Annotated in this window: 26 protein-coding genes; 18 read left to right on the forward strand and 8 right to left on the reverse strand. The window is 66.7% G+C overall.

Features of this window, described 5'->3' with window-relative positions:
• From miaB to dapF, 3 genes are all read left to right on the forward strand, one after another.
• Complete coding sequence (gene miaB, locus LFT49_RS08000; protein WP_442863730.1) at window positions 1-1,560, forward strand: tRNA (N6-isopentenyl adenosine(37)-C2)-methylthiotransferase MiaB; 1,560 nt, start codon at window positions 1-3, stop codon at window positions 1,558-1,560.
• A gap of 3 nt (window positions 1,561-1,563) precedes the next feature.
• On the forward strand, window positions 1,564-2,460 hold the full coding sequence (gene miaA, locus LFT49_RS08005; RefSeq protein WP_236821748.1) for a tRNA (adenosine(37)-N6)-dimethylallyltransferase MiaA: 897 nt from the start codon (window positions 1,564-1,566) through the stop codon (window positions 2,458-2,460).
• A gap of 114 nt (window positions 2,461-2,574) precedes the next feature.
• Window positions 2,575-3,519 (forward strand): diaminopimelate epimerase, encoded by a 945-nt coding sequence (gene dapF / locus LFT49_RS08010; protein WP_236821749.1) that lies wholly within the window; start codon window positions 2,575-2,577, stop codon window positions 3,517-3,519.
• Here the strand turns inward: dapF and LFT49_RS08015 are convergent.
• Window positions 3,491-4,114: a class I SAM-dependent methyltransferase gene (locus tag LFT49_RS08015; RefSeq protein ID WP_236821750.1), complete on the reverse strand. Its 624-nt coding sequence runs from the start codon at window positions 4,112-4,114 to the stop codon at window positions 3,491-3,493. The genes dapF and LFT49_RS08015 overlap by 29 nt on opposite strands.
• 427 nt (window positions 4,115-4,541) lie before the next feature.
• Here LFT49_RS08015 and hflX point away from each other — a divergent pair, with 427 nt between their 5' ends.
• Window positions 4,542-6,122, forward strand: coding sequence for a GTPase HflX (gene hflX / locus LFT49_RS08020; RefSeq protein ID WP_236821751.1), 1,581 nt, complete (start codon window positions 4,542-4,544; stop codon window positions 6,120-6,122).
• Entirely contained in the window at window positions 6,115-8,175 is a 2,061-nt protein-coding gene (locus tag LFT49_RS08025; protein ID WP_237430215.1) for an ATP-dependent DNA helicase, read from the forward strand. The genes hflX and LFT49_RS08025 overlap by 8 nt, the downstream gene beginning before the upstream one ends.
• 125 nt (window positions 8,176-8,300) lie before the next feature.
• Here LFT49_RS08025 and lexA read toward each other — a convergent pair whose 3' ends face one another.
• Window positions 8,301-9,038, reverse strand: coding sequence for a transcriptional repressor LexA (gene lexA, locus LFT49_RS08030; protein ID WP_236801940.1), 738 nt, complete (start codon window positions 9,036-9,038; stop codon window positions 8,301-8,303).
• Window positions 9,039-9,397: 359 nt separating this feature from the next.
• Between lexA and LFT49_RS08035 the strand changes: the two genes are divergently transcribed.
• The 8 genes from LFT49_RS08035 to LFT49_RS08070 all read left to right on the forward strand — a co-directional run bounded on the left by LFT49_RS08035 (window position 9,398) and on the right by LFT49_RS08070 (window position 15,717).
• Window positions 9,398-9,748 (forward strand): LysM peptidoglycan-binding domain-containing protein, encoded by a 351-nt coding sequence (locus LFT49_RS08035; protein WP_237430216.1) that lies wholly within the window; start codon window positions 9,398-9,400, stop codon window positions 9,746-9,748.
• 111 nt (window positions 9,749-9,859) lie between these two features.
• Complete coding sequence (locus LFT49_RS08040) at window positions 9,860-10,978, forward strand: histidinol-phosphate transaminase (protein WP_236821753.1); 1,119 nt, start codon at window positions 9,860-9,862, stop codon at window positions 10,976-10,978.
• A 60-nt stretch (window positions 10,979-11,038) separates the two neighbouring features.
• The gene (gene hisB / locus LFT49_RS08045; RefSeq protein ID WP_236801943.1) at window positions 11,039-11,665 is read left to right on the forward strand and encodes an imidazoleglycerol-phosphate dehydratase HisB; all 627 of its coding nucleotides are present in this window, start codon (window positions 11,039-11,041) and stop codon (window positions 11,663-11,665) included.
• A complete protein-coding gene (hisH, locus tag LFT49_RS08050) occupies window positions 11,662-12,429 on the forward strand; it encodes an imidazole glycerol phosphate synthase subunit HisH (protein WP_236801944.1) in 768 nt (255 codons plus the stop codon). The genes hisB and hisH overlap by 4 nt, the downstream gene beginning before the upstream one ends.
• The gene (locus LFT49_RS08055) at window positions 12,430-12,588 is read left to right on the forward strand and encodes a hypothetical protein (RefSeq protein WP_167562184.1); all 159 of its coding nucleotides are present in this window, start codon (window positions 12,430-12,432) and stop codon (window positions 12,586-12,588) included.
• Between the two features lie 122 nt (window positions 12,589-12,710).
• On the forward strand, window positions 12,711-13,457 hold the full coding sequence (gene priA, locus LFT49_RS08060) for a bifunctional 1-(5-phosphoribosyl)-5-((5-phosphoribosylamino)methylideneamino)imidazole-4-carboxamide isomerase/phosphoribosylanthranilate isomerase PriA (protein WP_236801945.1): 747 nt from the start codon (window positions 12,711-12,713) through the stop codon (window positions 13,455-13,457).
• Window positions 13,458-13,477: 20 nt separating this feature from the next.
• On the forward strand, window positions 13,478-14,362 hold the full coding sequence (locus LFT49_RS08065; RefSeq protein WP_236801946.1) for an SseB family protein: 885 nt from the start codon (window positions 13,478-13,480) through the stop codon (window positions 14,360-14,362).
• Window positions 14,363-14,421: 59 nt separating this feature from the next.
• Window positions 14,422-15,717, forward strand: coding sequence for an MFS transporter (locus tag LFT49_RS08070; RefSeq protein WP_236821754.1), 1,296 nt, complete (start codon window positions 14,422-14,424; stop codon window positions 15,715-15,717).
• A 148-nt stretch (window positions 15,718-15,865) separates the two neighbouring features.
• Here LFT49_RS08070 and LFT49_RS08075 read toward each other — a convergent pair whose 3' ends face one another.
• The gene (locus LFT49_RS08075; RefSeq protein ID WP_236801948.1) at window positions 15,866-16,252 is read right to left on the reverse strand and encodes a DUF1844 domain-containing protein; all 387 of its coding nucleotides are present in this window, start codon (window positions 16,250-16,252) and stop codon (window positions 15,866-15,868) included.
• Between the two features lie 401 nt (window positions 16,253-16,653).
• On the opposite strand from LFT49_RS08075, the gene infC reads away from it, so the two are divergent.
• The 4 genes from infC (at window position 16,654) to LFT49_RS08095 (ending at window position 19,486) form a co-directional block, all read left to right on the forward strand.
• Window positions 16,654-17,664, forward strand: coding sequence for a translation initiation factor IF-3 (gene infC / locus LFT49_RS08080; protein WP_237430217.1), 1,011 nt, complete (start codon window positions 16,654-16,656; stop codon window positions 17,662-17,664).
• A gap of 119 nt (window positions 17,665-17,783) precedes the next feature.
• Window positions 17,784-17,978, forward strand: a complete 195-nt coding sequence (gene rpmI / locus LFT49_RS08085; protein WP_009358635.1) for a 50S ribosomal protein L35 — start codon at window positions 17,784-17,786, stop codon at window positions 17,976-17,978.
• Window positions 17,979-18,100: 122 nt separating this feature from the next.
• Window positions 18,101-18,490 (forward strand): 50S ribosomal protein L20, encoded by a 390-nt coding sequence (rplT, locus tag LFT49_RS08090; RefSeq protein WP_018763610.1) that lies wholly within the window; start codon window positions 18,101-18,103, stop codon window positions 18,488-18,490.
• A gap of 69 nt (window positions 18,491-18,559) precedes the next feature.
• A complete protein-coding gene (locus LFT49_RS08095) occupies window positions 18,560-19,486 on the forward strand; it encodes a TrmH family RNA methyltransferase (RefSeq protein ID WP_237430218.1) in 927 nt (308 codons plus the stop codon).
• Window positions 19,487-19,611: 125 nt separating this feature from the next.
• On the opposite strand, the gene LFT49_RS08100 is transcribed toward LFT49_RS08095, so the two are convergent.
• Window positions 19,612-19,887 (reverse strand): GlsB/YeaQ/YmgE family stress response membrane protein, encoded by a 276-nt coding sequence (locus tag LFT49_RS08100; protein ID WP_159632311.1) that lies wholly within the window; start codon window positions 19,885-19,887, stop codon window positions 19,612-19,614.
• A gap of 151 nt (window positions 19,888-20,038) precedes the next feature.
• Complete coding sequence (locus LFT49_RS08105; RefSeq protein ID WP_237430219.1) at window positions 20,039-21,247, reverse strand: MFS transporter; 1,209 nt, start codon at window positions 21,245-21,247, stop codon at window positions 20,039-20,041.
• A gap of 168 nt (window positions 21,248-21,415) precedes the next feature.
• Between LFT49_RS08105 and LFT49_RS08110 the strand changes: the two genes are divergently transcribed.
• Window positions 21,416-21,871, forward strand: coding sequence for a (deoxy)nucleoside triphosphate pyrophosphohydrolase (locus LFT49_RS08110; RefSeq protein ID WP_272910882.1), 456 nt, complete (start codon window positions 21,416-21,418; stop codon window positions 21,869-21,871).
• 64 nt (window positions 21,872-21,935) lie between these two features.
• Here LFT49_RS08110 and LFT49_RS08115 read toward each other — a convergent pair whose 3' ends face one another.
• The 3 genes from LFT49_RS08115 to LFT49_RS08125 all read right to left on the reverse strand — a co-directional run bounded on the left by LFT49_RS08115 (window position 21,936) and on the right by LFT49_RS08125 (window position 24,238).
• Complete coding sequence (locus tag LFT49_RS08115) at window positions 21,936-23,054, reverse strand: Rv2578c family radical SAM protein (protein WP_236821757.1); 1,119 nt, start codon at window positions 23,052-23,054, stop codon at window positions 21,936-21,938.
• Between the two features lie 78 nt (window positions 23,055-23,132).
• Window positions 23,133-23,789: an SIMPL domain-containing protein gene (locus tag LFT49_RS08120; RefSeq protein WP_236801954.1), complete on the reverse strand. Its 657-nt coding sequence runs from the start codon at window positions 23,787-23,789 to the stop codon at window positions 23,133-23,135.
• Complete coding sequence (locus tag LFT49_RS08125) at window positions 23,789-24,238, reverse strand: hypothetical protein (RefSeq protein ID WP_236801955.1); 450 nt, start codon at window positions 24,236-24,238, stop codon at window positions 23,789-23,791. The genes LFT49_RS08120 and LFT49_RS08125 overlap by 1 nt, the downstream gene beginning before the upstream one ends.
• Window positions 24,239-24,282: the final 44 nt, after the last annotated feature.

The raw sequence follows: 24,282 nt of genomic DNA on the forward strand, positions 1-24,282 counted from the left end.
GTGAGTTTGACCATTCCTTCCCCCCAGCCCGGCGCCGCCCCTTCCGTCGACGCCGGGGCCGTTCCGCAGGCCGCAGCCCTGCAGCCACGCACCTACCAGGTCCGCACCTTCGGCTGCCAAATGAACGTCCACGATTCGGAGCGCATGGCCGGCATGCTCGAGGACGCGGGCTACGTCCCGGCGGAGGGTGACCAGGCCGACGTCGTGGTGTTCAACACGTGCGCGGTCAGGGAAAACGCTGACAACAAGCTTTACGGGAACCTGGGTATTCTCGCCCCGGTCAAGGCAGCCAACCCCGGCATGCAGATCGCCGTCGGCGGATGCCTGGCCCAGAAGGACCGCGAGACCATCCTCAAGAAGGCGCCATGGGTGGATGCCGTCTTTGGCACGCACAACGTCGGCGCCCTGCCCGCCCTCCTGGACCGCGCGCGGCACAATAATGAGGCGCAGCTGGAGATTCTCGAATCCTTGGACGTCTTCCCGTCCACACTGCCCACCAAACGCGACTCCGTTTACTCCGGCTGGGTGTCCATCTCCGTGGGATGCAACAACACCTGCACCTTTTGCATCGTGCCGGCGCTCCGCGGCAAGGAGAAAGACCGGCGGCCCGGGGACATCCTCGCTGAAATCCAGGCATTGGTGGACGATGGCGCCATCGAGGTGACCCTGCTCGGCCAGAACGTCAACTCCTACGGAGTGGAGTTCGGCGACCGCCAGGCCTTCTCCAAGCTGCTGCGTGCCTGCGGTGAGATCGAGGGCCTTGAACGGGTCCGCTTCACCAGCCCGCACCCGGCAGCCTTCACCGACGATGTCATCGACGCCATGGCGGAGACGCACAACGTGATGCCGCAGCTGCACATGCCGCTGCAGTCCGGCTCGGACCGCATCCTCAAAGCCATGAAGCGCTCCTACCGGTCCACCAAGTTCCTGGGCATCCTGGACAAGGTCCGGGAAAGGATTCCGCACGCAGCCATCTCCACGGACATCATCGTGGGGTTCCCCGGCGAGACTGAAGAGGACTTCCAGGCAACGCTGGACGTCGTGGAGCAGTCGCGCTTCGCCACTGCCTTCACGTTCCAGTATTCAAAGCGCCCGGGAACCCCCGCAGCCGACCTCCCCGACCAGTTGCCCAAGGCTGTGGTCCAGGAGCGCTTCGAACGGCTCACCGCCCTGCAGGACCGCATCGCCGCAGAGGAGAACCGGAAACAGCTGGGCCGGAGGCTCGAGGTCATGGTCACGGCGCAGTCCGGCCGCAAGTCGGAGGAGACCCACAGATTGTCCGGCCGCTCCCAGGACCAGCGGCTGGTGCATTTCTCGGTTCCCGAGGGTGCACCCGCTCCCCGACCGGGAGACCTGGTCACCGTTACCATCACCGAGGCCGCGGCGTTCCACCTGGTGGCCGATCCCACGCTCGAGGACTACAGCCTGCGCCGGTCCCGGGCAGGGGATGCCTGGGACAGGTCGCAGGCAGACTCCTGCGGAGCGCCGGCTCTCGGTTCCCCGCAGGGACGGAAGGGCGTCTCCCTCGGTATGCCCTCGCTGCCGCTGCGCACCCGCTGACAGGTGGCTGCCCCGCCCGTTATCGCCGTCGTCGGTCCCACCGGCTCCGGCAAGTCCGACCTTGCTGTCAGCCTTGCCCTGGAACTGGATGGCGAGGTCATCAACGCCGACGCCATGCAGTTCTACCGCGGCATGGACATCGGCACGGCAAAGATCACGGCGGATGAACGCAAAGGCGTTCCGCACCATCTCCTGGATATCCTGGACGTGACCCAGGAGGCCAGCGTCTCCGACTTCCAGCAGCAGGCCCGGGCGGCCATCGCGGACGTCCACGCCCGCGGCAAGCGCGCGATCCTGGCCGGCGGCTCCGGGCTGTACGTCCGCGCCGCCCTGGACGTCCTGGAGTTCCCGGGCACAGACCCAGCTGTGCGCGCCCGCCTGGAAGCGGAGCATACCCAGGTCGGAACGCAGGAGCTCCTGGCCCGACTGAAGAGCGTGGATCCGGTCTCCGCCGACAGGGTCTCGGATGCCCGGCGGATCATTCGTGCGCTGGAGGTCCACGAGCTCACCGGGCGCCCTTTCAGTTCCTTCATGCCCCGCCGGGAGTACTACCAGCCGGCCGTCCAGGTGGGCCTTGGCGTAGACCGGGCGGTACTTCGTGAGCGCCTGGCAGAACGGGTGCACCGAATGGTGGACGCCGGCCTGCTCGAGGAGGTTCGGCGGCTCGACCCTTTGGGCCTGCGCCAGGGCAAGACCGCTTCCCGTGCACTGGGCTATTCGCAGTTTTTGCGGGTCATTGATGGCACCTCCGCCGTCGAGGATGCCGCGGAGGAAACCATCGTGGCCACCCGCCAGTTCGCCCGGCGGCAATTGACTTGGTTCCGCGCCGATCCCCGGATCACGTGGCTGGACTGGCAGGATCCGGAGCTCGTGGGCAAGGCTGCGGAGCTGAGCCGCTAGAAAAGGCGGGGCGAGCCTTGCGCTGACGGTACCTCCCCGCTGCTGCCGTTTAAGCACTGTGCTTTTAGGACCGTGGTTTCAGCACCAGACGTGTGCGCCGCTACGCTTGGGACCATGAATGCAACCCCCGCAGAAACCTTCGGACCCGCCCTGCGCACACTGAGCGGGCTCCGCTTCTCCAAGGGGCATGGCACCGGTAATGACTTCGTCCTGGTCGCCGATCCCGACGGGACGCACGCCATCAGCGCGGACCAGTCCGCCGCGCTCTGCGACCGCCACCGCGGCATTGGGGCGGATGGGCTGATCAGGGCGGTGCCGTCCCGGTTCCTGCCCGAAGGCCGTGAACTGCTAACCGATTCCCCGAACGCGGAATGGTTCATGGACTACCGCAACGCGGACGGTTCGTTGTCCGAAATGTGCGGTAACGGGGTCCGGGTGTTCGTCCACTTCCTGCGCACCGAGGGCCTGATCGACCTGCCCGACGGCGGATCGCTCGCCATTGGCACGCGCGGCGGCGTGAAGACGGTGGTCCGCACCGGGGACGGGTACGCAGTGGACATGGGGCCGTGGGAGTTCATTTTCCCCGGGGAGGCCACTGCCAAGGCCATGGATTCGCTGGTCACCGCCGACGGGCTGGAAGTTGCGCGGCCCGCGTTGTCCGTGAGCATGGGGAATCCGCACACGGTGGTTGCCCTCGCGGAACTTTCCGAACTGGCCGGCACCAGGCTCTTCACCGCGCCGAAGGTGGACCCCGTACCGCCGAACGGGACCAACGTGGAGTTCGTGGTTCCCGCGGAGCCGCTGGTCCATGAGGGAGTAGGTTCGGTGACCATGCGGGTGCATGAGCGCGGGGTGGGGGAGACCCAGTCCTGCGGGACGGGCGCCTGTGCTGCGGCCGTCGCCATCCGGCATTGGGCCGGGGCTGAAGCTCCCGATGCTTGGCGCGTCCACGTTCCCGGGGGTGTGGTGGGCGTGAAGTTCTTTGCCGGCCCCGGCGGCCACGAGCATGTGGAACTCAGCGGTCCCGCCGTTATTGTGGCGAGCGGGACACTTTCGTAACCTTGAGGATCCGGAAGGACTTGGACGTTGACTCCCGCGTCACGGTGAAAGAATCGTCCAGCTCCGCCGCCAGCCAGCGCTGGAGCGAATCCGAACCCAGGTTCTTCTGCACCACCAGCCATGCCGTCCCGCCGTCAGCCAGGCGGGGCAGCCAGAGCTTGAGCAGGGCGTGCAGCTCGTCCTTGCCAATCCTGATCGGCGGATTGGACCAGATGGTGTCGAAGCGGACGCTGGGGTCCACCTCCTGCGGCGTGCTGGCGACGACGTTGGCCAGTCCCAACGCGGCGGCATTTTCGTTGGTCAGGGCGATGCAGCGTTCGTTGACGTCCACCGCGTAGACCTTGGACTGGGGAGCCAGCAGGGCCATGGTCAGTGCAACGGGACCCCAACCGCAGCCGATGTCCAGGAGGTTGCCCTGGGGGTTCGGATCAGGAACCTCGGCCAGGAGCACGGCAGTGCCCTTGTCGACCCCATCCGGACTGAAGATGCCTGTGGACGTGTGGAGCCTGCGCGGCCTCCCGGCCAGCTCAACCGTGAGCGGCTTGCGGGTGAAGGGACCGGCGGGGGACGTGCTGAAATAGTGTGCTGACTCCATAACTCGCCAGAGTAGTTCCCCTGGCAGCGTAAAGGGAAACTGTGCTGCGGCCCCTCTGCTACGCTTGAACGCATGTTCCTGATCTTCGAGTAGCCGGCATGGGCCATGCCCGTCCCGACCCCTGTCCTCCAGCGACAGTCCGTTCCGCAGCGACGCAGGCTCCACGCCTTCCGCTTGCGCGCCGGCCAGACCACTGGGTCTGCCCGGCCGCCGGACGATACCGAACGTCAGCATCCCGCGCACGTCCCGCCACTCTCCGGCCTTTTCCGCCCTGCCGCCGTGTCAACGCGGCATTCCCAGCCCGGCATCGCAGCCGGTGCAGACCACCAGGAGAACCATGACCGCAGGCCGTCAGCCCAGCGCGAATACTTTCCAACTTCCGCCCAATCAGCACTATTCTGGAATTGCCGAATCTTCAAAGGAGACCATGACCAGCCAGCCCAATACCGGTTCCGATCCAGCCGCCCAGGACATGAGTCCGCAGGAGATCCAGGCTGTCATCGACCGGATCCTCGCCAAGGACGTACCGGCCAAAAATGTCAGCACGCCCCGCGGTGAGGGCAGCGGAGATGGAAAAGCGGTGCTCGGCAGGGCACAGGCCATTTCCCGCCTGGACGAAGAGCATTCAACCTACGACGGCGACCAGCAGGACCTTGAGGAGCGGCGCGCCCTGCGCCGGCGCGCAGGTCTGTCCACCGAGCTTGAGGACGTCACCGAGGTTGAGTACCGCCAGCTGCGCCTGGAGCGCGTGGTCCTGGCCGGGCTCTGGTCCGAGGGCACCCTTGCCGACGCCGAAAACTCCCTGCGCGAGCTGGCCGCCCTTGCCGAGACTGCGGGCTCGGAGGTCCTCGACGGGCTGGTCCAGCGCCGCGACAAGCCGGACCCCGGAACCTTCCTGGGCTCGGGCAAGGCGCAGGAGCTGAAGGACATTGTGATATCCACAGGCGCGGATACCGTGGTGGTGGACGCCGAACTGGCACCTTCGCAGCGGCGCGCCCTGGAGGACATCGTCAAGGTCAAGGTCATCGACCGGACCGCCCTGATCCTGGATATCTTCGCCCAGCATGCCAAGAGCCGCGAGGGCAAGGCGCAGGTGGAGCTCGCACAGCTGGAATACCTGCTTCCCCGCCTGCGTGGCTGGGGCGAGTCGATGTCCCGCCAGGCCGGTGGCCAGGTGGGTGGCGCCGCCGCCGGCATGGGCTCCCGTGGCCCCGGTGAAACCAAGATCGAACTGGACCGGCGACGCATCCGTACCCGCATGGCCAAGCTGCGGCGCGAAATCGCCGCGATGAAGCCCGCGCGGGAGACCAAGCGGGCCAACCGCCGTCGTAATGAAGTGCCCTCCGTTGCCATCGCCGGGTACACCAACGCCGGCAAGTCGTCCCTGCTCAACCGGCTCACCGACGCCGGCGTCCTCGTGGAGAACGCCCTGTTCGCCACCCTGGATCCCACCGTGCGCAAGGCGGAAACGGCCGATGGCCTGGGCTACACCTTGGCGGATACCGTGGGATTCGTCCGTTCGCTGCCAACCCAGCTGGTCGAGGCCTTCCGCTCCACGCTCGAGGAAGTGGCGGACGCCGACCTGATCCTGCACGTGGTGGACGCCTCGCACCCTGACCCGGAAGGCCAGATTGCTGCCGTCCGGAAGGTCTTCAGCGAAGTTGACGCCCGGAAGGTGCCGGAGATCATCGTGCTGAACAAGGCTGACGCCGCCGACCCCTTCGTAGTGGAGCGGCTGAGGCAGCGCGAACCGCGCCATGTGGTGGTCTCTGCCCGCACGGGCGAGGGGATCCCGGAACTGCTGAAGGTCATCAGCGAATCCATTCCCCGGCCTTCGGTCAAGATGGAATTGCTCATCCCGTACGAGCGCGGCGACCTGATCAGCAAGCTTCACGAGTCCGACGCCGAGATCCTCAGCCTGGACCACGTGGAGGCCGGCACCAGGGCTGCCGTCATGGTCCGGGAGGGCCTGGCGTCCGAACTGGAACCCTTCACCGTCAATGGGTGACCCCGCGGCGGACGAAGCCGCGCAGACGGCCGGTGAGCAGTTCGTCATCGAACTGCTTGACCGGGCCGTCGCAGGCATGGGCGGTCAAAGCCGCACCGGACAGCATCAAATGGCCCTGCAGGTGGCCCGCGCCATCGAAACCGGCAACCACCTGCTGGTCCAGGCCGGCACCGGCACCGGTAAGTCGCTTGCCTACCTGGTGCCGCTGATCGCCCATGCCCTGGAAAGCAACAAGCCTGCTTTGGTCTCCACAGCCACGCTTGCCCTGCAAACCCAGATCGTCGGCAGGGACCTGCCCCGTCTGCTGAAGAACATCACCCCGGCACTGGAACGGCCCGTCAAGGTTGCCTTGGTCAAGGGCCGCTCCAACTACGTCTGCCGCCACAAGCTCGAAGGCGGTTTCCCCTCCGAAGAGCCCTCCGAAGGCCAGCTTTTCTCGCTTGGCGAGGACACCAGCGTGCCGCACTTCGCAGCGTCCGTGGGCGGCCCCTCGTCCCAGCTTGGTAAGGAAATGGTCCGTCTCCGGGAGTGGGCGGAGAAAACGGCCACGGGTGACCGGGATGAACTGCTCCCGGGCGTGACCGACCGCGCCTGGCGGCAGGTCTCCGTGACGTCCATGGAGTGCCTGGGTGCCCAGAAGTGCCCCATGGCTGCCGAGTGCTTCAGCGAGCTCGCCCGGCAGGACGCTGCCGAAGCGGACGTGGTGGTGACCAACCACGCCATGCTCGCCGTCAGCGCATTCGAAGGACTTGCCGTCCTGCCCGAGTACGACGTCGTGGTGGTGGACGAAGCGCACGAACTCCAGGACCGGGTCACCGGAGCAGTGTCCGGCCAGCTGTCCGTCGCGATGGTCCACGCCGCCGCTGCCGGTGCCCGGAAACACACCGCCATCACCGTTGATGCCCTCAATGCCGCAGCGGCCAACCTTGAGCTGGCCCTCGCCGGCGCACCCAGCGGCCTGCTTCCTAACGGCCTGAACGATGAACAGCTGGACTGCGTGGACCAGCTCCGTGAGGCCTGCCGGGCTGCACTGACCGATTCCAAAGGGGACAGCAACACCACTGCCGACGGCGGCCGGCAGCTGGCCAGGTCCCGCCTCATGCTCATCCTGGAACTGTGCGAGCGTCTGGTCGCCGCCAGGGAAAACCGGGAAGTCGTGTGGTTCTCCCGCGCCAGCACCTTTGACCCCGGCCAGGGCTACTCGCCGCCGGACGAGACTGCGCCGGTGCTGATCAACATCGCCCCATTGTCCGTCGCCGGGCGGCTGCGGGAAGGGCTCTTTGCCGACCACACTGTCGTGCTGACTTCCGCCACCCTGGCCATCGGTTCCGCTTTTGAACCTGCTGCAGGAGGACTGGGCCTTCTTGGCGACGGCGCCCCCAGCTGGACCGGCGTGGACGTCGGCTCGCCCTTCGACTACCCCAAGCAGGGCATCCTCTATGTGGCCGGGCACCTGCCCAAGCCCGGCCGCGGGGTGTCTCCGGAGGCTCTGGAGGAACTGGAAGCCCTGATTAAGGCGTCCGGCGGGGGAGCCCTTTGCCTGTTTTCCTCACGCCGGGCTGCCGAGGAGGCCGCAGACGCCCTGCGGCCCAAACTGGACGTGACCGTCCTGTGCCAAGGGGAGTCGACCATGACCGGCCTGGTCAAACAGTTCGCCGATGAGCCGGACACCTGCCTTTTCGGAACCATGTCCCTGTGGCAGGGAGTCGACGTGCCGGGCGGCTCCTGCCGGCTGGTGGTGATTGACCGTATTCCGTTCCCGCGGCCGGACGATCCACTGATGACGGCGCGTTCCCGGGCCGTGGCACAGGCCGGCGGCAACGGATTCATGTCCGTATCAGCCACCCACGCGGCCATCCGCCTGGCCCAGGGCGCCGGGCGGTTGATCAGGTCAACCGGGGATAAGGGCGTTGTGGCCGTGCTGGACTCCCGGTTGGCAACCGAGCGCTACGCCGGGTTCCTGCGGGCTGCCCTGCCGCCGTTTTGGGCCACCACGGACCGCAGCAAGGCGCTGGCAGCCCTCACCAGGCTGGGGGCGGACGCAGTCCGGTAGCCTCCTGACGACGCACCGCGGAGCTCCAGGGGCACAGCGCGCCCCTGGAGTGCCTCCGCCGGGCCCAGGACGGCCCGGACGGATTCCTGCAGCGCGGGCCGGTGCTTGTGGCGGGAGGGAGCGCGCTAGAGCGAACGCAGGACCGAGACGACTTTGCCCATGATGGTGGCATGGTCGCCCAGGATGGGTTCGTACTGCGTGTTCTGGGGGAGCAGCCAGGTATGGCCGTCTCGCTGGCGGAAGGTCTTGACGGTCGCTTCGTCGTCGAGCAGCGCAGCAACGATGTCCCCGTTGGCTGCGTCAGCCTGGCGCCGGACCACCACCCAGTCACCGTCACAAATGGCGGCGTCCACCATGGAGTCGCCGGCCACCCGCAGCATGAAGAGTTCGCCCTGGCCCACCAACTGGCGGGGGAGCGGCATGACATCCTCAACAAGCTGCTCCGCGAGGATGGGACCGCCGGCAGCGATCCGGCCCACCAGGGGAACCATTGCGGTATCGAGCGCGGTGGGCAGCTCGGTCACTGAGGCGCCTCCGCCGGCGGGTTGCGTCGCAGGGGAGTCGCCTGCGGCCTTGCCTGTACCCCCGTCCAGCGTGAGGGGCATCAGCACTTCCATGGCGCGGGGCCGCTTGGGATCGCGACGCAGGTAACCGAGTTTTTCCAGCTGGGAGAGCTGGTGGGTCACGCTGGACAGGCTTGCCAGTCCGACGGTGTCGCCGATCTCGCGCATGGAGGGCGGGTACCCGTTCTCATTGACGGAGCGCTGTATGGTTTCGAGGATTTTCTTTTGCCGGGGCGTCAAGCCTTTGGCGGTCCTCTTGGTTTGCGGGGCGGTCCTGCCCCCGGCGGCTGCTGCTGCCATATTCGCCAATGCCTTTCGCTTGCCGGCGGATCTTCCGCCCCGGTGCTGGCTTGCACGCACCGCCGGAAGGACTCCCACTGTCATTGTCAGACCCTGCTGTTCAACTTCAGGGGTGGTTGTTCTTTGGTTTCAAAGCTAGGCCAGCCACATTGCTTTTTCAAACATTTGTTCTAGCGAGTCTCGACATTGTTCGTTGATAGGTGCTAAAACTTAACAAGCCAAGTTCGAACATGTGTTCTAACCAGCGCACGCCCTATTCGAAAACGTGGCCGGAGGAAGTTCCGGACCGTCGTCTGAATGGTCGGGGCGGCCTCGGGGGAACACCCGGGCAGCACGGCAGGTCCAGGAGGGCTCAGTTCATGTCAGCTTCATCTCGTCACCACGTTTCACCTTCGTCCGCGCCCCTGCGGCTTACCCGGCGGGGGTGGATCGTCCTGATCGGCGTTCCGCTGGTACTCGTCGCTGTCTTCCTGCTGTCGCTGTCGGGGTTCTTCAACTCGCCCGCCAAGGCCTCAGACTCCGCCGCGGATTTGGCGGTGACACCGACTGTCACGGTTACCGTGCAGCCGGGCCAGTCACTGTGGACCATCGCCGGTGCTGTTGATCCGAACCGGGACGCCCGGGACGTGGTGGCAGACATCGTCCAGCTCAACAACCTCAGCGCCGGCTCAGTCCTGCCCGGGCAGCAACTGTTTGTCCCAACACACTGAAGCCCGCTGTCCACTCCAGGCATGGCGCCGGAGAAGCGGGATGTGGCACGCTGAGGGCGAACAGGAACCGTCACATTTTCCGGTCGTTGCTGCGGCAACTAAACTGTTCAGGTGAACGACCAGCTAGAGCGTCTGAACCGGCTTCCCCTCCGCAGCAACCTTCGCGGGCTCACCCCTTATGGGGCGCCCCAACTGGACGTCCCCATTCTCCTGAACGTCAATGAGAACACCCATGGCGTCCCCGCCGATGTGCGCGCCGCCATTTCCGCCGCAGTCACGGAGGCTGCCGCAGGCCTGAACCGCTACCCTGACCGGGAGTTCACTGCACTCCGGAAAGCCTTGGCGGAGTACCTCGGGCATGGGCTTGACGAAAACAACGTATGGGCAGCCAATGGCTCCAATGAGGTCCTGCAGCAGATCCTCCAGGCTTTCGGAGGCCCGGGCCGCACCGCCCTGGGCTTTCCACCCACGTACTCCATGTACCCCCTGCTGGCCAGCGGGACCGACACGCAGTACATCACCGGGGAGCGCTCCGAGGGCTACGACCTGAGCGCAGAGTCGGCCGCACGGCAGGTCAAGGAACTGCAGCCGAACATCGTGTTCCTCTGCTCGCCCAACAATCCCACGGGAACCGGGCTCGGTCTGGATGTCGTGGAGGCTGTCTACGAGGCCGGGGAGGACAGCCAGGCGATCGTGATCGTGGACGAGGCTTACCACGAGTTCGCGCACGACGGAACGCCCAGCGCGCTGACCCTGCTTCCCGGCCGGGAGCGGCTGATCGTGTCCCGCACCATGAGCAAGGCATTTGCCCTGGCCGGCGCCCGGCTTGGTTACATGGCCGCCGCGCCGGAGGTCACCGACGCCCTGCGGTTGGTGCGCCTTCCGTACCACCTCTCGGCCATCACCCAGGCCACTGCGCTTGCCGCCCTCGAACACCGCGAGGCCCTTATGGCGGACGTCCAGGACATCAAGGCCCAGCGGGACCGGATCGTGGCGGAACTGACACGGATGGGCCTGACGCCCGCGGCCTCCGACTCCAATTACGTGTTCTTCGGCGGCCTGGAAAACCCCCACCAGGTCTGGCAGGAACTGCTGGACGCCGGTGTGCTGATCCGTGACGTCGGCATCCCCGGCCACCTTCGGGTTACTGCGGGCACTGAGGCGGAAACCACAGCCTTCCTCACGTCCCTGGAACGCATCCTTGCGGGCCAGGCCGCGCTTCCCGCCTAGACTTATAGTGCGGCGTCGGCGCCTTGAACCACTTCTTCTCCCACAAAGGATCCTTTCACCATGAGTCCAACCGGATTGAATACGGCTGCGGCCAGGACCGCCCGCATGGAGCGTGCCACCAGCGAGTCCTCCGTCCTCGTGGAGATCAACCTCGACGGAACCGGAGTGTCGGATATCGATACCTCGGTGCCGTTTTACGACCACATGCTGACTGCCCTGTGCAAGCACTCCCTGATCGACATGACGGTCAAGGCCACCGGCGACACCCACATCGACGTCCACCACACCGTGGAGGACGTTGCCATCACCTTCGGCGAGGTCCTGCGCACTGCCCTTGGCAACAAGGCGGGAATCCGACGTTTCGGTGAGGCCACTGTGCCGCTTGATGAAGCGCTTGCCAACGCGGTAGTGGATGTCTCCGGCCGCCCCTACCTGGTGCACGGCGGCGAGCCGGCAGGCCAGGAGTACCACCTGATCGGCGGCCACTTCACTGGCTCCCTGACCCGCCACGTCTTCGAAGCCATCACGCTGCACGCCGGCATCTGCCTGCACATGACCGTATTGGCCGGCCGGGACCCGCACCACATCGTCGAGGCGCAGTTCAAAGCCTTCGCCCGTGCCCTGCGCGCCGCCGTCGAACCGGATCCCCGCGTCGAGGGCATCCCGTCCACCAAGGGCGCACTGTGAGCGGCCAGGTCCTTAAGGACGGGGCCATCATCGACCCCTCCGCCTCACGCAAGCTGCCTTCCCCCGAGGGCAAGCCAACTGTCACGGTTCTGGACTACGGTTCCGGGAACGTTCGGTCAGCGGTCCGCGCACTGGAACGTGCCGGCGCGGAAGTGATCCTGAGTTCCAAGCCGGAGGACGTGCTGAACGCGGACGGACTGGTGGTGCCCGGCGTCGGCGCTTTCGAGACGGTGATGCGCGAACTCAAGGCCGTGGACGGCATTCGGCTCATCGGCAGGCGCGTTGCCGGCGGCCGCCCGGTGCTGGGCATTTGCGTAGGCCTCCAAGTCCTGTTCGAGGCCGGCGTGGAGCACGGCACCGAAGCCGAAGGCATCGGCGAGTGGCCCGGAAAGGTGGAGGCCCTTCCCGCGGAAGTCGTCCCCCATATGGGCTGGAACACCGTCCAGGTCCCCGAAGGCTCCAAGCTCTTTGCCGGCGTCGAAAACGAGCGCTTCTACTTCGTGCACTCCTACGGCGTGCAGGAATGGAACTTCGACGTGATCCAGCCCCGGATGGCTCCGCCGATGGTCACCTGGTCCGAGCACGGCGCTCCCTTCATTGCGGCCGTGGAAAACGGCCCGCTCTGCGCCACCCAGTTCCACCCCGAAAAATCAGGAGACGCCGGTGCGCGTCTGCTGCGTAACTGGGTGGAAGGCCTGCGCAAACCAGCCAATGACGAATCCAGTTCCGGAGCAGCATCAGCCGACCCCGGCAGCGGCGCATAGATGTGGTCCGTACTACTGATGGGGCTCGCCGGCATCCTGATCGGTGGCGGCATCTCCTTCCGGCAGCAGCGCAAGCCGCTGTGGACCCAGGTGGCGTTCTATGTCCTGGCCGCCATGGCGCTGCTCGCCGCCTACCTGCTCACACTGCCGGCCAGCTGAGTACCCACCGGAGGGTGGGCCGCCCTGGGGAGTCCGCCCGGCACATCAGCAACGGCACGCCCCAAGCCCGCCCAATTTTCAGCCAATCGCCCTGAGCCCGAGAACCAACACCGAGGATGAGTATGACCACCGCACATGACCTGCCGGTACTTGAACTGCTGCCCGCCGTCGACGTCGTCAACGGCCAGGCCGTGCGGCTGGTCCAGGGCGAGGCCGGGAGCGAGACCAGCTACGGCACCCCCCTTGAAGCGGCACTCAACTGGCAGCAGCAGGGTGCCGAGTGGGTCCACCTGGTGGACCTGGATGCCGCTTTCGGGCGCGGATCCAACGCCGACCTCCTCCGGGAGGTGGTGGGCCGGCTGGACATCAAGGTGGAACTCTCCGGCGGCCTCCGTGACGACGAGACGCTCGAAGCAGCCCTTGACCTGGGGGTCGCACGGGTCAACCTTGGCACCGCAGCACTGGAGAACCCGGAGTGGACCGCCCGGGCCATCGAGCGCTTCGGCGACAGGATTGCCGTGGGGCTCGATGTCCGCGGCACGACCCTTGCGGGCCGCGGCTGGACCAAGGAAGGCGGGGACCTGTGGGACGTCCTGGGCCGCCTCGAAGAGGCCGGCTGCGCCCGGTACGTGGTGACCGACGTGACCAAGGACGGCACGCTGCAGGGACCGAACGTGGAACTCCTGCGCCAGATGGTGGAGAAGACCGGAAAGCCGGTGGTGGCCTCCGGCGGAATCTCCAGCCTGGACGACCTCAAGGTCCTCCGCTCGCTGGTCCCCCTGGGCGTGGAAGGCGCCATCGTGGGCAAGGCCCTGTACTCGGGAGCCTTCACGCTTCCGGAGGCCCTCGACGTCGCCGGCCGGCGCTAGGTCCGGGGCGCACTAAAGCCATGTCCAACGTCGAGGAACCGGAACGCCCTGCAGTCCGCCGGCTGCCCGGACATATTGCTGCCGCGCTGGCCGGTGCCGGCGGCGCCACGGATTCTGCGGGCCAGCCATGGGCGGGGCGGAGCCTCGCCGGCGACGACGCCAAAATCCATAACTTCGAGGACGACGACGGCACGGCCGACGCCGGCTACGTCGCCGCGGTCGCGGCGCTCCGTGAGGGACGGGGCGGTGAAGAAGCAGTCGTTTCCTCGCTGGCAACTGCGCGGGTCTTCATCCCGATCGTGGCGCAGTTGGCTGAGGAGCAAGAGACCGCTCACGGCCTGCACGCCGACAAGCAGGCGGACATGGCCCTGGTGACGCTCAAGGCAGCCGACGGGAGGACCGCGCTGCCGGCATTCACCTCGGCCGCCGCGCTGTCGGCATGGCATCCGGAGGCCAGGCCGGTAGCCGTCTACGCCGCCCGGGCGGCGCTCTCGGCAGTCGCGGAAGGAGCCGAACTCCTGGTCCTGGACCCGGGCGCCGACGTGACGTTCGTGGTGCGCAGGCCCGGCGTTTGGGCCCTCGCCAAGCAGCATGACTGGATCCCCTCCTACAGCGACGAGGAGCTCGCAGCCGAAATGGGCCGCGCGGCCTCCGGCTTTGCCGCCATCCGCCGGCTCGAGCTCCTGCCCGGCGGGGGAGTGGCCGCAAGGGCCGCCGACGGATCAGTACTCCCGGGCGGCGGTACGGGGCCGGAACTGCAGGTGGTGCTGTACCTCGAGGACGGCCTGGACGCCGCCGGTGTCCAGCAACTGGTAGCCGGCCTGCAGGCGGAGTGGTCGCGGAATGTATTGTTTGGGGAGCGCGTCGATTCGCTTGAGATCAAACTAAGGCGCGCTTCCGACTAGCCGCCAGCCGGATGGGTGATCCCCGCCGGGATTGCGGCGCACCCTGAAGGACCGCTTTCGTGAATTTCGCTCTCTACCGGGAGTTGCTCGCCATCCGGCCTATCCGCCGGCTGCTGCTGGTGGGCATGGTTGCCCGGATCCCGCACTCGGCCGCCGGCGTCCTGCTCACCCTGCACATCGTCCTCACCCTGGGCCAAGGCTATGCCGCGGCCGGCGCTGCCGCGGCCGTCATGACCATCGGCATCGCCCTCGGAGCGCCCTGGCGTGGGCGGCGTGTGGACACGGTGGGGCTGCGCACCGCGCTCATCCCCTCGGTGATCTCAGAAACTGTGATCTGGGCTGTGGTGCCGCACGTGTCCTACCAATGGCTCCTTCCGCTGGTCTTCGTGGGCGGCCTGCTCACGCTGCCCATCTTCAGCGTGGTCCGGCAGTCCCTTGGTGTCCTGGCCGAGGGCGACCAGCGCCGCACCGCCTTCGCCCTCGATGCCATCACCACCGAAATGGTGTTCATGATCGGCCCGGCCGCCGGCGCGGTTGTAGCCACCAGCGGCTTCACCACTGCCGGCCTCACGGTCGTGGGCGTGGCAACGTCCCTTGCCGGGCTGTTCCTCATGTGGTTCAACCCGCCCACCCGCAGCCAGGGACTGACAGTCGAATGCGCGGAGGATGAGCAGCACGCCGCCGAAGTAGCGGTCGTGTCCACGGCTCCGGCCCATGTACAGGAAGCCGCCGCGGAGCTGGCCCCCGCCGGAGCTGCCACCAGCGCCGCACAGGGCCTGAGGAGAAGGCTGGCGGGTGGCTTCTCATGGTTCACCGCCACGGTCGCGGCACTCTTCGCCGTGGCCGCCGGCGCCGGAATGGTCCTCAGCGGCACCGACGTCGGCATCGTCGCAGCGCTGGAAATCGGCGGACACCAACGTGAAATCGGCATCGTGTTCGTCTTCTGGTGCGCCGCTTCGGTGGTGGGCGGCTTGATTTACGGCGCCATGCACCGGCCCATCCCGCCGATCTTCCTGCTGCTGGGCATGGCCGCCCTGACCCTGCCCATGGCTTTCGCGCACGACACCTGGACGCTGGCCTTCGTCTCCGTCCTGCCGGGCCTGCTGTGCGCCCCCGTGCTCTCCGCAGCCTCCGAAAAGGTGGCGGACCTGGTGTCGGAGGAGCGGCGCGGGGAGGCCATGGGCTGGTACGGGTCGGCCCTGACCGCCGGCGTTGCCCTGGGTTCCCCGCTGGCCGGAGTGTTCATCGATGCCATGGGGCCCTCCGGAGGTTTCGTGTCCGTCGGCGCCGCGGGCGTGGTGCTGTGCCTGGTGGGCCTGGCGCTCCAACAGCGCCGTCGCAGGGCTGCTGCCTAAGCAGTGCCCTTTCATCGATTGCTGCGTAGTTGTCCTTTTGGCCCCTCCAAACGGCAGTTACGGAGCAATGGGTGGTGTTAAAGCGCGACGGCGGGACGACCTTCAAGAGGCCGTCCCGCCGTCGGGCGTTGCTTGGGGGAGTTCTTCCTTAGTTCACTGCCCCGGTGTACTTTTCACCGGGGCCCTTGCCCGGAGCGTCCGGAATCAGCGACTCTTCGCGGAAGGCCAGCTGGAGGGAACGCAGGCCGTCGCGCAAGGGACCGGCGTGCTGGGAGCCGATTTCGGGGGCGGCGGCGGTGACAAGGCCGGCCAGTGCCGTGATCAATTTCCGGGCCTCGTCCAGGTCCTTCAACTCGGCTGCGTTGTCTTCCTCGGCCAGGCCAAGCTTTACCGCGGCGGCGCTCATCAGGTGAACTGCGGCCGTGGTGATGACCTCGATGGCGGGAACTTCCGAGATGTCCCGGATCTGTTGGGAAACGTCTGCGCCTGCGTCGCCGGGTTCGAAGACGTACGAATTACTGTCTGAGGTGCTCATACTGGTAAGCTTGACACAGACCGACTGGATGTCGTTATTTCAGGGATTGTCCCAAACAATCAGGTTCCCACAGCGTTTTCGGGCGTTGGCGGGAATTTTTTCTGTAGAATGGCATGCAGTTTGCAAGCGGAGTTCTCTCCCACCCGCGTCAGCCGCTGTCCCAGGCGTTCCATTGGAACGTGCAGGGGACGCAAGGTTGCCGGGTACCTGGTTGGGCATGGGCCGGCATTTGCCGGGACTGTGCATGTGCGGCCCCTTCACGGGGTTGCTTAGCCAACCTCTTTGAGGCCTTCGATTGCTCCGGCAATTGGGGGCCTTCTCTATTTGCCGGAAACAACAACAAACACAGGAGCTTTAACATTAGCGAGCCAAGAATCAATGAGCGTATCCGCGTCCCCGAGGTGCGGCTGGTCGGACCTGCAGGTGAACAGGTAGGAATCGTCCGTATTGAGGATGCCTTGCGCCTGGCTGCCGAATCCGACCTTGATCTCGTTGAAGTTGCACCTCAGGCGAAGCCTCCGGTGTGCAAGCTGATGGACTTCGGCAAGTACAAGTACGAGGCCGCGGTCAAGGCACGTGAGGCCCGGAAGAACCAGACGAACACCGTTCTGAAGGAAATCCGCTTCCGCCTGAAGATCGACACCCACGACTACGAGACCAAGCGCGGGCACGCCCTTCGCTTCCTCGGTGCCGGGGACAAGGTCAAGGCCATGATCCAGTTCCGCGGCCGTGAGCAGCAGCGTCCGGAGATGGGCATTCGCCTGCTCCAGCGCTTCGCAGACGACGTCGCCGAAGTTGGCGTGGTGGAGTCCAGCCCCCGCATCGACGGCCGCAACATGGTCATGGTGGTTGGCCCGCTGAAGAACAAGGCCGAGGCTAAGGCTGAAGCACGGCGTGCCACGCAGCGCGCCGAGGCCAAGGCACAGAACGAAGCCAAGGCTTCCGGACGCGTTGACACCTCCGGCGAGGACCAGGCCCCCATGACGCAGTCACTGGCGGACCTCCTGCCGGAAGGCTTCACTGTGTCCACCGAGCCCGAGGCTGCCGCTCCGGAGCAGGAAGCACCGAAGCAGGAAGCCCCTGAGGCTGCCGCCCCGGAGCAGGAAGCTCCTAAGGCTGCCGCTCCGAAGCAGGAAGCTCCTAAGGCTGCCGCTCCGAAGCAGGAAGCTCCCAAGGCTGCCGCTCCGAAGGCCGCGCCGAAGCAGGAAGCTCCCAAAGCGGCTGCGCCGAAGGCCGCTCCGGCGCCGAAGCCTGCAGCGGCTGCCAGCCCGGAAGCTGCTGCCCCGGCGGCGCCCAAGCCTGCTGCTGTGCCTGCTCCGCCGAAGCCGGTGGCCAGGCCTGCCGCGCCCAAGCCTGCTGCGCGCCCTGCCCCCAAGGCAGTGCCGAAGCCGGCCGGCAAGAAGACCAACTAGTTCACAGCTGCCGGGGGTACGCCCTCCGGCAGTCAGCAACCAGCATGCTGCCCGCAGGGGCGGCTGCGCGATAGAACTGCGGCCTCCGGGCCAGCAGAAACGTAAGGAGATCGGTTCCCATGCCGAAGATGAAGACCCACAGTGGTGCCAAGAAGCGCTTCAAGCTGACCGGCAGCGGCAAGCTGCGCCGCCAGCAGGCCAACCGCCGCCACTACCTGGAGCACAAGTCCTCCCGCCTGACCCGTCGCCTTGCCGGCGACAAGATCGTCTTCAAGGGCGATGCCAAGGTCATCCGGAAGATGCTCGGCATCTAGTTCCCAAGTTTTATTGACGGGCCGCCCCCTGGTGGCCGGTCACCTGCCAAACAGCCTTCTCAGGCCGCCGCCGGATTTCCGGCAACAGATGCTTGGGATCAGATTTTCGAAGGAGTACGCACGTGGCACGTGTGAAGAGGGCGGTTAACGCCCACAAGAAGCGCCGGGTTGTCCTTGAACGGGCAAAGGGTTACCGCGGACAGCGTTCGCGCCTGTACCGCAAGGCCAAAGAGCAGCTGCTGCACTCGTTTGTGTACAGCTACGGCGACCGCAAGAAGAAGAAGGGTGACTTCCGCCGCCTGTGGATCCAGCGCATCAACGCTGCTTCCCGCGCCAACGGCCTCACCTACAACCGCCTCATCCAGGGCCTGAAGGCCGCCGAGGTCGAGGTTGACCGCCGCATGCTGGCCGAGCTTGCCGTCTCCGACGCCAACGCCTTCGCCGCACTGGTCCAGGTGGCCAAGGACTCCCTGCCGGCAGACACCTCCGCCAAGAAGGTTGCCGCAGCCTAGCCAGTGCTGCCGCCCCTCCTTTGAGGGGCCCATTCAGGAACAGGTGGCAGCAGCTACTACAGTTCTTGTATGAACGAAACCGGGCGCCCGCAAGATCTTCCACTGTCCAACCCCCGAGCCGATCGGGTCAGGGACGTGGCAAAACTTGCAGGGCGCCCGGCCCGTTTAAAGCGCGGCCAGTTCCTGGCCGAAGGGCCGCAAGCCGTCCGGGAGGCACTCAAGCTCCACCAGCAGCGCCTTGCAGCAGGTGCTCCCGGCGTGGTCACGGAAGTTTTTGCCAGCGAAAGCTGCCTTGACCGTTATCCCGAGTTCGAAGAGCTCGCCCATGGCACCACGGCAAGGCTGGCAACCGACGACGTCCTGGCGGCCATGGCAGACACGGTCAATCCGCAGGGGATCGTCGCCGTCTGCCGCTTCGTTGATGTGTCCCTGGCGGATGTGCTGGATGCCGGCCCCCGCCTGATTGCCGTCCTGTGCCAGGTCAGGGACCCGGGCAACGCCGGAACTGTACTGCGCGCGGCGGACTCGGCCGGCGCAGACGCGGTGGTCTTCACCGCCTCCAGCGTGGATATCTACAACCCCAAAGCGGTCCGGTCCACCGCCGGCTCGTTGTTCCACCTTCCGGTCGTCCTGGCCGCGGACCCTGCGGAGCTGGCTGCGGCATGCAAGGCCCGTGGCATCGGCGTCCTCGCCGCTGACGGATACGGACAGCTGGACCTGGACGTACTGCAGGACGAGAGCGCCCGGCGAAGGCTCACCGGAACTGGCCCCGGGTCCGCTTACGACCTCGCTGAACCGACTGCCTGGTTCTTCGGTAACGAAGCCCAAGGACTCTCCGACGAGGAGTTGGCGCTGGCGGACCACCGTGTAGCTGTCCCCGTGTACGGTGCCGCCGAAAGCCTCAACCTTGGGACCGCGGCTACGGTGTGCCTCTACGCCAGTGCCCGGTCCCAGCGCAGGGTTGAAGCTGCGGCGTACACCGGAGAGGTGGGGTAAGGCACTCGGCGGCAGGATGGCAAAAAGAAGGATCGGGGCATAAGAAAGGAACGACGGCGGCAATGCGGGGCACAAAGAAAGGCCCCGGAATTCCGGGGCCCGTCGGTTATTGATTGACAGAGCGATCAGGGTGCGCGGCTGGCTTTTCCGCGTCCGGTGACTGCTCCGTAGATGCCGGCGACAACCAGGCCACCGACGATAGCGAGAATCCAGGTGCCGAGGTCGAAGAAGGCAAGATCGCCCTTGTTGAACAGCAGGCTGCCAATCCAGCCGCCAACAATGGCCCCGACGACACCCAGGATGAGGCTGGTCACCCAGCCGCCGCCAACCCGTCCGGGCATCACGGCTTTAACGATGGCCCCAACAATCAGGCCCAAAATAATCCAAGCAAGAAAACCCATGTCTCCTCCTCATTATGACCGGGATTAATAGTCCCGATGAGGCTCAAGCTAACATAAGCCCCCCCTAAAGTCAGTAGCCCCGGGGGCGGCGTTGCAGCATCGTTAGGCCCCTGGCGGCAGGCCATGCAGCGAAGGGCGTGCCCGTCGCAGCCTACGCAGCGAGCGGCCGTTTGCGTTCCATCAGGCCGCTGAAGAGGGCCACGCCCAAACCGAGGAGCGCCAGGACGGCGCCGACGAGTGCCGGGGCGGTGAAGCCCCAGCCGAGGGCAATGACCAGGCCGCCGAGGAACGCTCCCAAGGCATTGGCGACGTTCAGCGCGGCATGGTTCAGCGAGGATGCCAGTGACGGCGCGTCCGGCGAGGCGTCCAGCAGCCGGGTCTGGAGGGCGGGAATAAGCATGGAGCCCGAGGCGCCCACCACGAACACCATGACCATGGCGCTCCACGGCCAATGCGCGGCCACAGCGTAGACCACAAGGGCCACGGCAACGCCCGGGAGGACCCGGTACAGGGTGCCCATGACGGACTTGTCGGCCAGCCGGCCGCCCACGATGTTCCCGGCCACCATGCCCAGCCCGTACAGCGCCACCACCAGGGGGATCAGTGCGGACGGGATGCCGGCCACCGCGGTCATGGTGTGGGCGATGTAGGTATAGGTGGCGAAGAAGCCGCCGAAACCCACGATGCCCACCAGGAGTGCCAGCCACACCTGCAGCCGCTTGAGGGCACCAAGTTCACGCCGGATGCTCGCATCGGGGTGGGCGGCCTGGAAGGGCACGAACTTCCACACCATGGCCAACGCCAGCAGCCCGATTGCGCCCACCAGGACAAACAGCAGCCGCCATCCGAAGGTCTGGCCCAACCACGTGGCAAACGGTACTCCCACCACGTTGGAGACGCTGAGCCCGGCCATGACCATCGAGATGGCCCAGCCCCGCCGACTGGCCGGGACCAGGGAGGCGGCTATGACGGCAGCAACGCCAAAGAAGGCCCCGTGCGGGAGGCCGGCGGCAAAGCGGGACACGAGCATCGACCCGTAGTCCGGGGCGATGAAGGAACTCAGGTTGGCCACAATGAAGAACAGCAGGAGCCCCAGCGCCAGTTTCTTGCGGGGGAGCTTGGCACCGACGGCGGCCAGTAGGGGAGCGCCGACCACCACTCCCAGCGCATACGCGGAGATAAGGTGGCCGGCCTCGGGCGTGCTGATCCCCAGGCCCTGTTCCACTTCCTTCAGCAGGCCCATCATGGTGAACTCGGTGACGCCGATGCCCACGCCGCCCATGGCCAGCGCAAAGATGGCCATTCCGATATTGGGGGCCTTGGTGCCGGCTGCCGTGGACGGGGAAAGAACGCTGCTCATATGCCTGCTTTTCGAAGGTGGAACATGGAATGGACGGTGCCACGGCAATGGGGCAGGAAGATCCGGACAATGTGGCAAACCCCGCGCGGACAGGAGCTATTCCTGTTGCGTCGACGGGCTGCCGGATGTTGTTCCGGACATTCCCATTGTGGCCCATAGAATGAGCCGGTGACTGGACTGATACAGGTAGTGGGCGGAGCCGTGGTGGACAACCTGGCCCGGCCGGCGGCAATGCTGGTGGCGCGGCGGAGCGCGCCGGAGCATCTGGCCGGGTTGTGGGAGTTTCCAGGCGGCAAGGTGGAGCCCGGCGAGGAACCCGAATCAGCGCTGGCGCGCGAACTGGCCGAGGAACTGGGCATCGATGTCCGCCTGGGGCCGGAGCTGCCCGCGGAAGAACCTCAGGGCTGGCCCCTCAATGAACGCGCCAGCATGCGGGTCTGGTTCGCCGAAGTGACCAGCGGCGAGGCCATGCCCCTGGAAGACCATGACGAACTGCGCTGGGTGGACCTGCGAAATCGGGAGGCCGTCCTTGGCCTGCCCTGGATCCCGGCGGATTATCCGATTGTCAGCGCCCTCCTGGACTCTGTGGCGTTGCCGGTAGAGGAGCCCCTCACCCAGGACTGACCGGACAGGACTGAGCCCCAAAGGCCGGCCCCGGGACTGAGCCCTGCGACTGACACGCAAAAAGTCAGAACAGGGAGTCCTGCACTCCGGACCGCGACACCGAAGGCACGGCAGTGGAGCCACCCGGAACGGCAGCGGGGATGATGCCCGCCGGGTACTGCGCCTCTTCGACGCGTGGATCGTCCAAATTCGGCTTGTCCAGGTCGCGGTGGCTGAAGCCTGACGAATGCGAAAAGCCGTGGCGCGCCTTGAAGTACCGGACCCTGCCGGCGAGCCACGTCCGGTATTCCTTGGACGCGTAGGAGCCGGTGCCGTACAGCCGCCGGTAGCGGCCCGCCAGTTCGGGGTGGTTGGCCGCGATCCACTTCATGAACCACTCCTTGGTGCCTGGCTTCAGGTACAGGGCGCCCGCGGTGACTCCGGTGGCGCCCGCCGCCGCCAGCGAGCCGAACAGCGCATCGAGTGCCTCATCGCTGTCGGACAGCCACGGCAGAATGGGCATGGCCATCACACCGCACGGAAGTCCCGCTTCGCGGAGCCGGGACACCAGCCGGAGCCGGGCCCTGGGTCCGGGGGTTCCGGGCTCGATCGCCTCGGACAGTGCTTCGTTCGTCATGGCCAGGGAAATGCCGAGCCCTACCGGGACCTGCGTGGCGGCGCTCTTGAGCAGCGGGATGTCCCGCGCCAGGAGGGTTCCCTTGGTGAGGATGGACAGGGGAGTGCCGGACTCGGCAAGCGCCGTGATGATTCCCGGCATGAGCCGGTACCGGCCCTCGGCCCGCTGGTAGGGATCGGTGTTGGTGCCCAGCGCCACTTGCTGGCGCGTCCAGGAGGCCTTGTTCAGCTCCTTGCGCAGGACTTCCGCTGCGTTCACCTTGACCACCACCTGGTTGTCGAAGTCCATGCCGGCGTCGAAATCCAGGTACGTGTGGGTCTTGCGGGCAAAGCAGTAGACGCAGGCGTGGCTGCAGCCGCGATAGGGATTGACGGTCCATTCGAAGGGCATCTTGGACCCCGCCGGCACCCTGTTGAGCACCGATTTGGCAGTGACCTCGTGGAACGTGATGCCGGCGAACTCAGGCGTGGTGACGGAGCGGACCAGGCCCGCCAGCGGAAGCAGTGCCGGAGCGGCCGCGCCTGCGGGGTTGGGTGTGGGCACCAGTGCTTGCGCTTCCCATCTCATGCCTCCATTCGAAAACATGTTCGAATAGAAGTCAAGGCTGCAACGCGGGCCCTCCGCCTCACCCCTGCCCGAGGAGTGTCAGTGCTGCAGCTCCCACGTGACGGTCACGGCAGCCTCCACCCGGTTCTCGCCGGGCTCAAGGGCCACGGACTCCGTGGCGGAGGCCCGCTGCAGGCCGGCAAGCGGTACGGGCCCTGAAACCGGCCGCTGGTCTGCCACGGACAACACCCGTCCCAAGGTGCCCGAGGCCAGGGCGGCGTACTGCCCGGCGATGCGGAGCGCGTCCGCCCACGCGGCGTCCCGGGCCTCGGCCCGGATGGCGGAGTCGTCGGACAGGACCAGCTGCAGGCTGTTGAGCCGGGCAGCGTCCCCCGCCGCGTGGACGGCTTCCGAAACCGTGCCCGATGCGCTGCCCATGTCGCGAAGCTTCACCAGAAGGCTGCCGGCTGCCACGTAGCCCACGAGTTTCTGTCCTTCCCCGTCCCGCCAGGCAAGGTCGGCCCGGACGCTCAGCCCTGCGGTGCGGAGGTCGGCGGGGGCAACGCCGCGGCCGCGGAGCACCGAACCCACTGCAGCGAGGGCCTCGCCGGCTGCCGCATACGCTTCCTGGACCGACTCGGCGCGGCACTCCGCACCCACCGAAACCAGCACCAGGTCCGGGGCCGCCTCGGCGGACCCTGTTCCCGTCACGGTGACCGTTCCTGCTCCAACCTGTACGTGCGGGTCCGGACCCATCACGTCCGCCTTCCCGTAAGGGGGTAGCCGCCCGCGGCAAGCCCCGCCCGTCGTTCAAAGATGTTCGCCGTCCCCGGATTTCCGGTGCGCAGCACGGACCAGGCGGCAGCTGCCAGGTACAGCGGGACAAACGGCAGTCCCAGGCACCACGCGTACTGGCTGCAGTGCCGTTCCTCATGGCCCAGGAGCGCCGGACGGGAGACCAGCTCCTCGGCTGTGCTGCGGCACAGGACCACGTTGCCCAGGGTGTAGGCGTGCGCGAAGGGCAACCGCCAGCGGTAACCCGCGGCAATAACCATGCCGCGGGGACCGCGGCTGATGCGTGTCCGGGCGGCAAGCGCGACGGCGAGCCCGGCCAGGGTGCTCCCGTTGAGGAGGTTCGCTGCCCACCTGAGCCGCTGGGCCGTCGTCGGGCCGTCAAGGGAGCCCGTGCGCTGCCGCGAAGTCATGAGGCCATGGTAGCCGGAGGGTTCAACTAGACTGGAGGGCAGTG

The organism is Arthrobacter sp. FW306-06-A (genome assembly GCF_021870055.1).
Lineage (GTDB): Bacteria > Actinomycetota > Actinomycetes > Actinomycetales > Micrococcaceae > Arthrobacter.

Bases quoted from the DNA above. Each gene is read 5' to 3' on its own strand.
- lexA (WP_236801940.1), bottom strand. From the start codon at position 9,038: ATGGCAGCAGCAGCCGCCGGGGGCAGGACCGCCCCGCAAACCAAGAGG.
- rpmI (WP_009358635.1), top strand. From the start codon at position 17,784: ATGCCGAAGATGAAGACCCACAGTGGTGCCAAGAAGCGCTTCAAGCTG.
- LFT49_RS08035 (WP_237430216.1), top strand. From the start codon at position 9,398: ATGTCAGCTTCATCTCGTCACCACGTTTCACCTTCGTCCGCGCCCCTG.
- LFT49_RS08095 (WP_237430218.1), top strand. From the start codon at position 18,560: ATGAACGAAACCGGGCGCCCGCAAGATCTTCCACTGTCCAACCCCCGA.
- dapF (WP_236821749.1), top strand. From the start codon at position 2,575: ATGAATGCAACCCCCGCAGAAACCTTCGGACCCGCCCTGCGCACACTG.
- LFT49_RS08100 (WP_159632311.1), bottom strand. From the start codon at position 19,887: ATGGGTTTTCTTGCTTGGATTATTTTGGGCCTGATTGTTGGGGCCATC.
- LFT49_RS08120 (WP_236801954.1), bottom strand. From the start codon at position 23,789: ATGGGTCCGGACCCGCACGTACAGGTTGGAGCAGGAACGGTCACCGTG.
- LFT49_RS08015 (WP_236821750.1), bottom strand. From the start codon at position 4,114: ATGGAGTCAGCACACTATTTCAGCACGTCCCCCGCCGGTCCCTTCACC.
- LFT49_RS08025 (WP_237430215.1), top strand. From the start codon at position 6,115: ATGGGTGACCCCGCGGCGGACGAAGCCGCGCAGACGGCCGGTGAGCAG.
- LFT49_RS08065 (WP_236801946.1), top strand. From the start codon at position 13,478: ATGTCCAACGTCGAGGAACCGGAACGCCCTGCAGTCCGCCGGCTGCCC.
- hisB (WP_236801943.1), top strand. From the start codon at position 11,039: ATGAGTCCAACCGGATTGAATACGGCTGCGGCCAGGACCGCCCGCATG.
- LFT49_RS08075 (WP_236801948.1), bottom strand. From the start codon at position 16,252: ATGAGCACCTCAGACAGTAATTCGTACGTCTTCGAACCCGGCGACGCA.
- LFT49_RS08125 (WP_236801955.1), bottom strand. From the start codon at position 24,238: ATGACTTCGCGGCAGCGCACGGGCTCCCTTGACGGCCCGACGACGGCC.
- hflX (WP_236821751.1), top strand. From the start codon at position 4,542: ATGACCAGCCAGCCCAATACCGGTTCCGATCCAGCCGCCCAGGACATG.
- LFT49_RS08115 (WP_236821757.1), bottom strand. From the start codon at position 23,054: ATGAGATGGGAAGCGCAAGCACTGGTGCCCACACCCAACCCCGCAGGC.
- LFT49_RS08105 (WP_237430219.1), bottom strand. From the start codon at position 21,247: ATGAGCAGCGTTCTTTCCCCGTCCACGGCAGCCGGCACCAAGGCCCCC.
- LFT49_RS08055 (WP_167562184.1), top strand. From the start codon at position 12,430: ATGTGGTCCGTACTACTGATGGGGCTCGCCGGCATCCTGATCGGTGGC.
- priA (WP_236801945.1), top strand. From the start codon at position 12,711: ATGACCACCGCACATGACCTGCCGGTACTTGAACTGCTGCCCGCCGTC.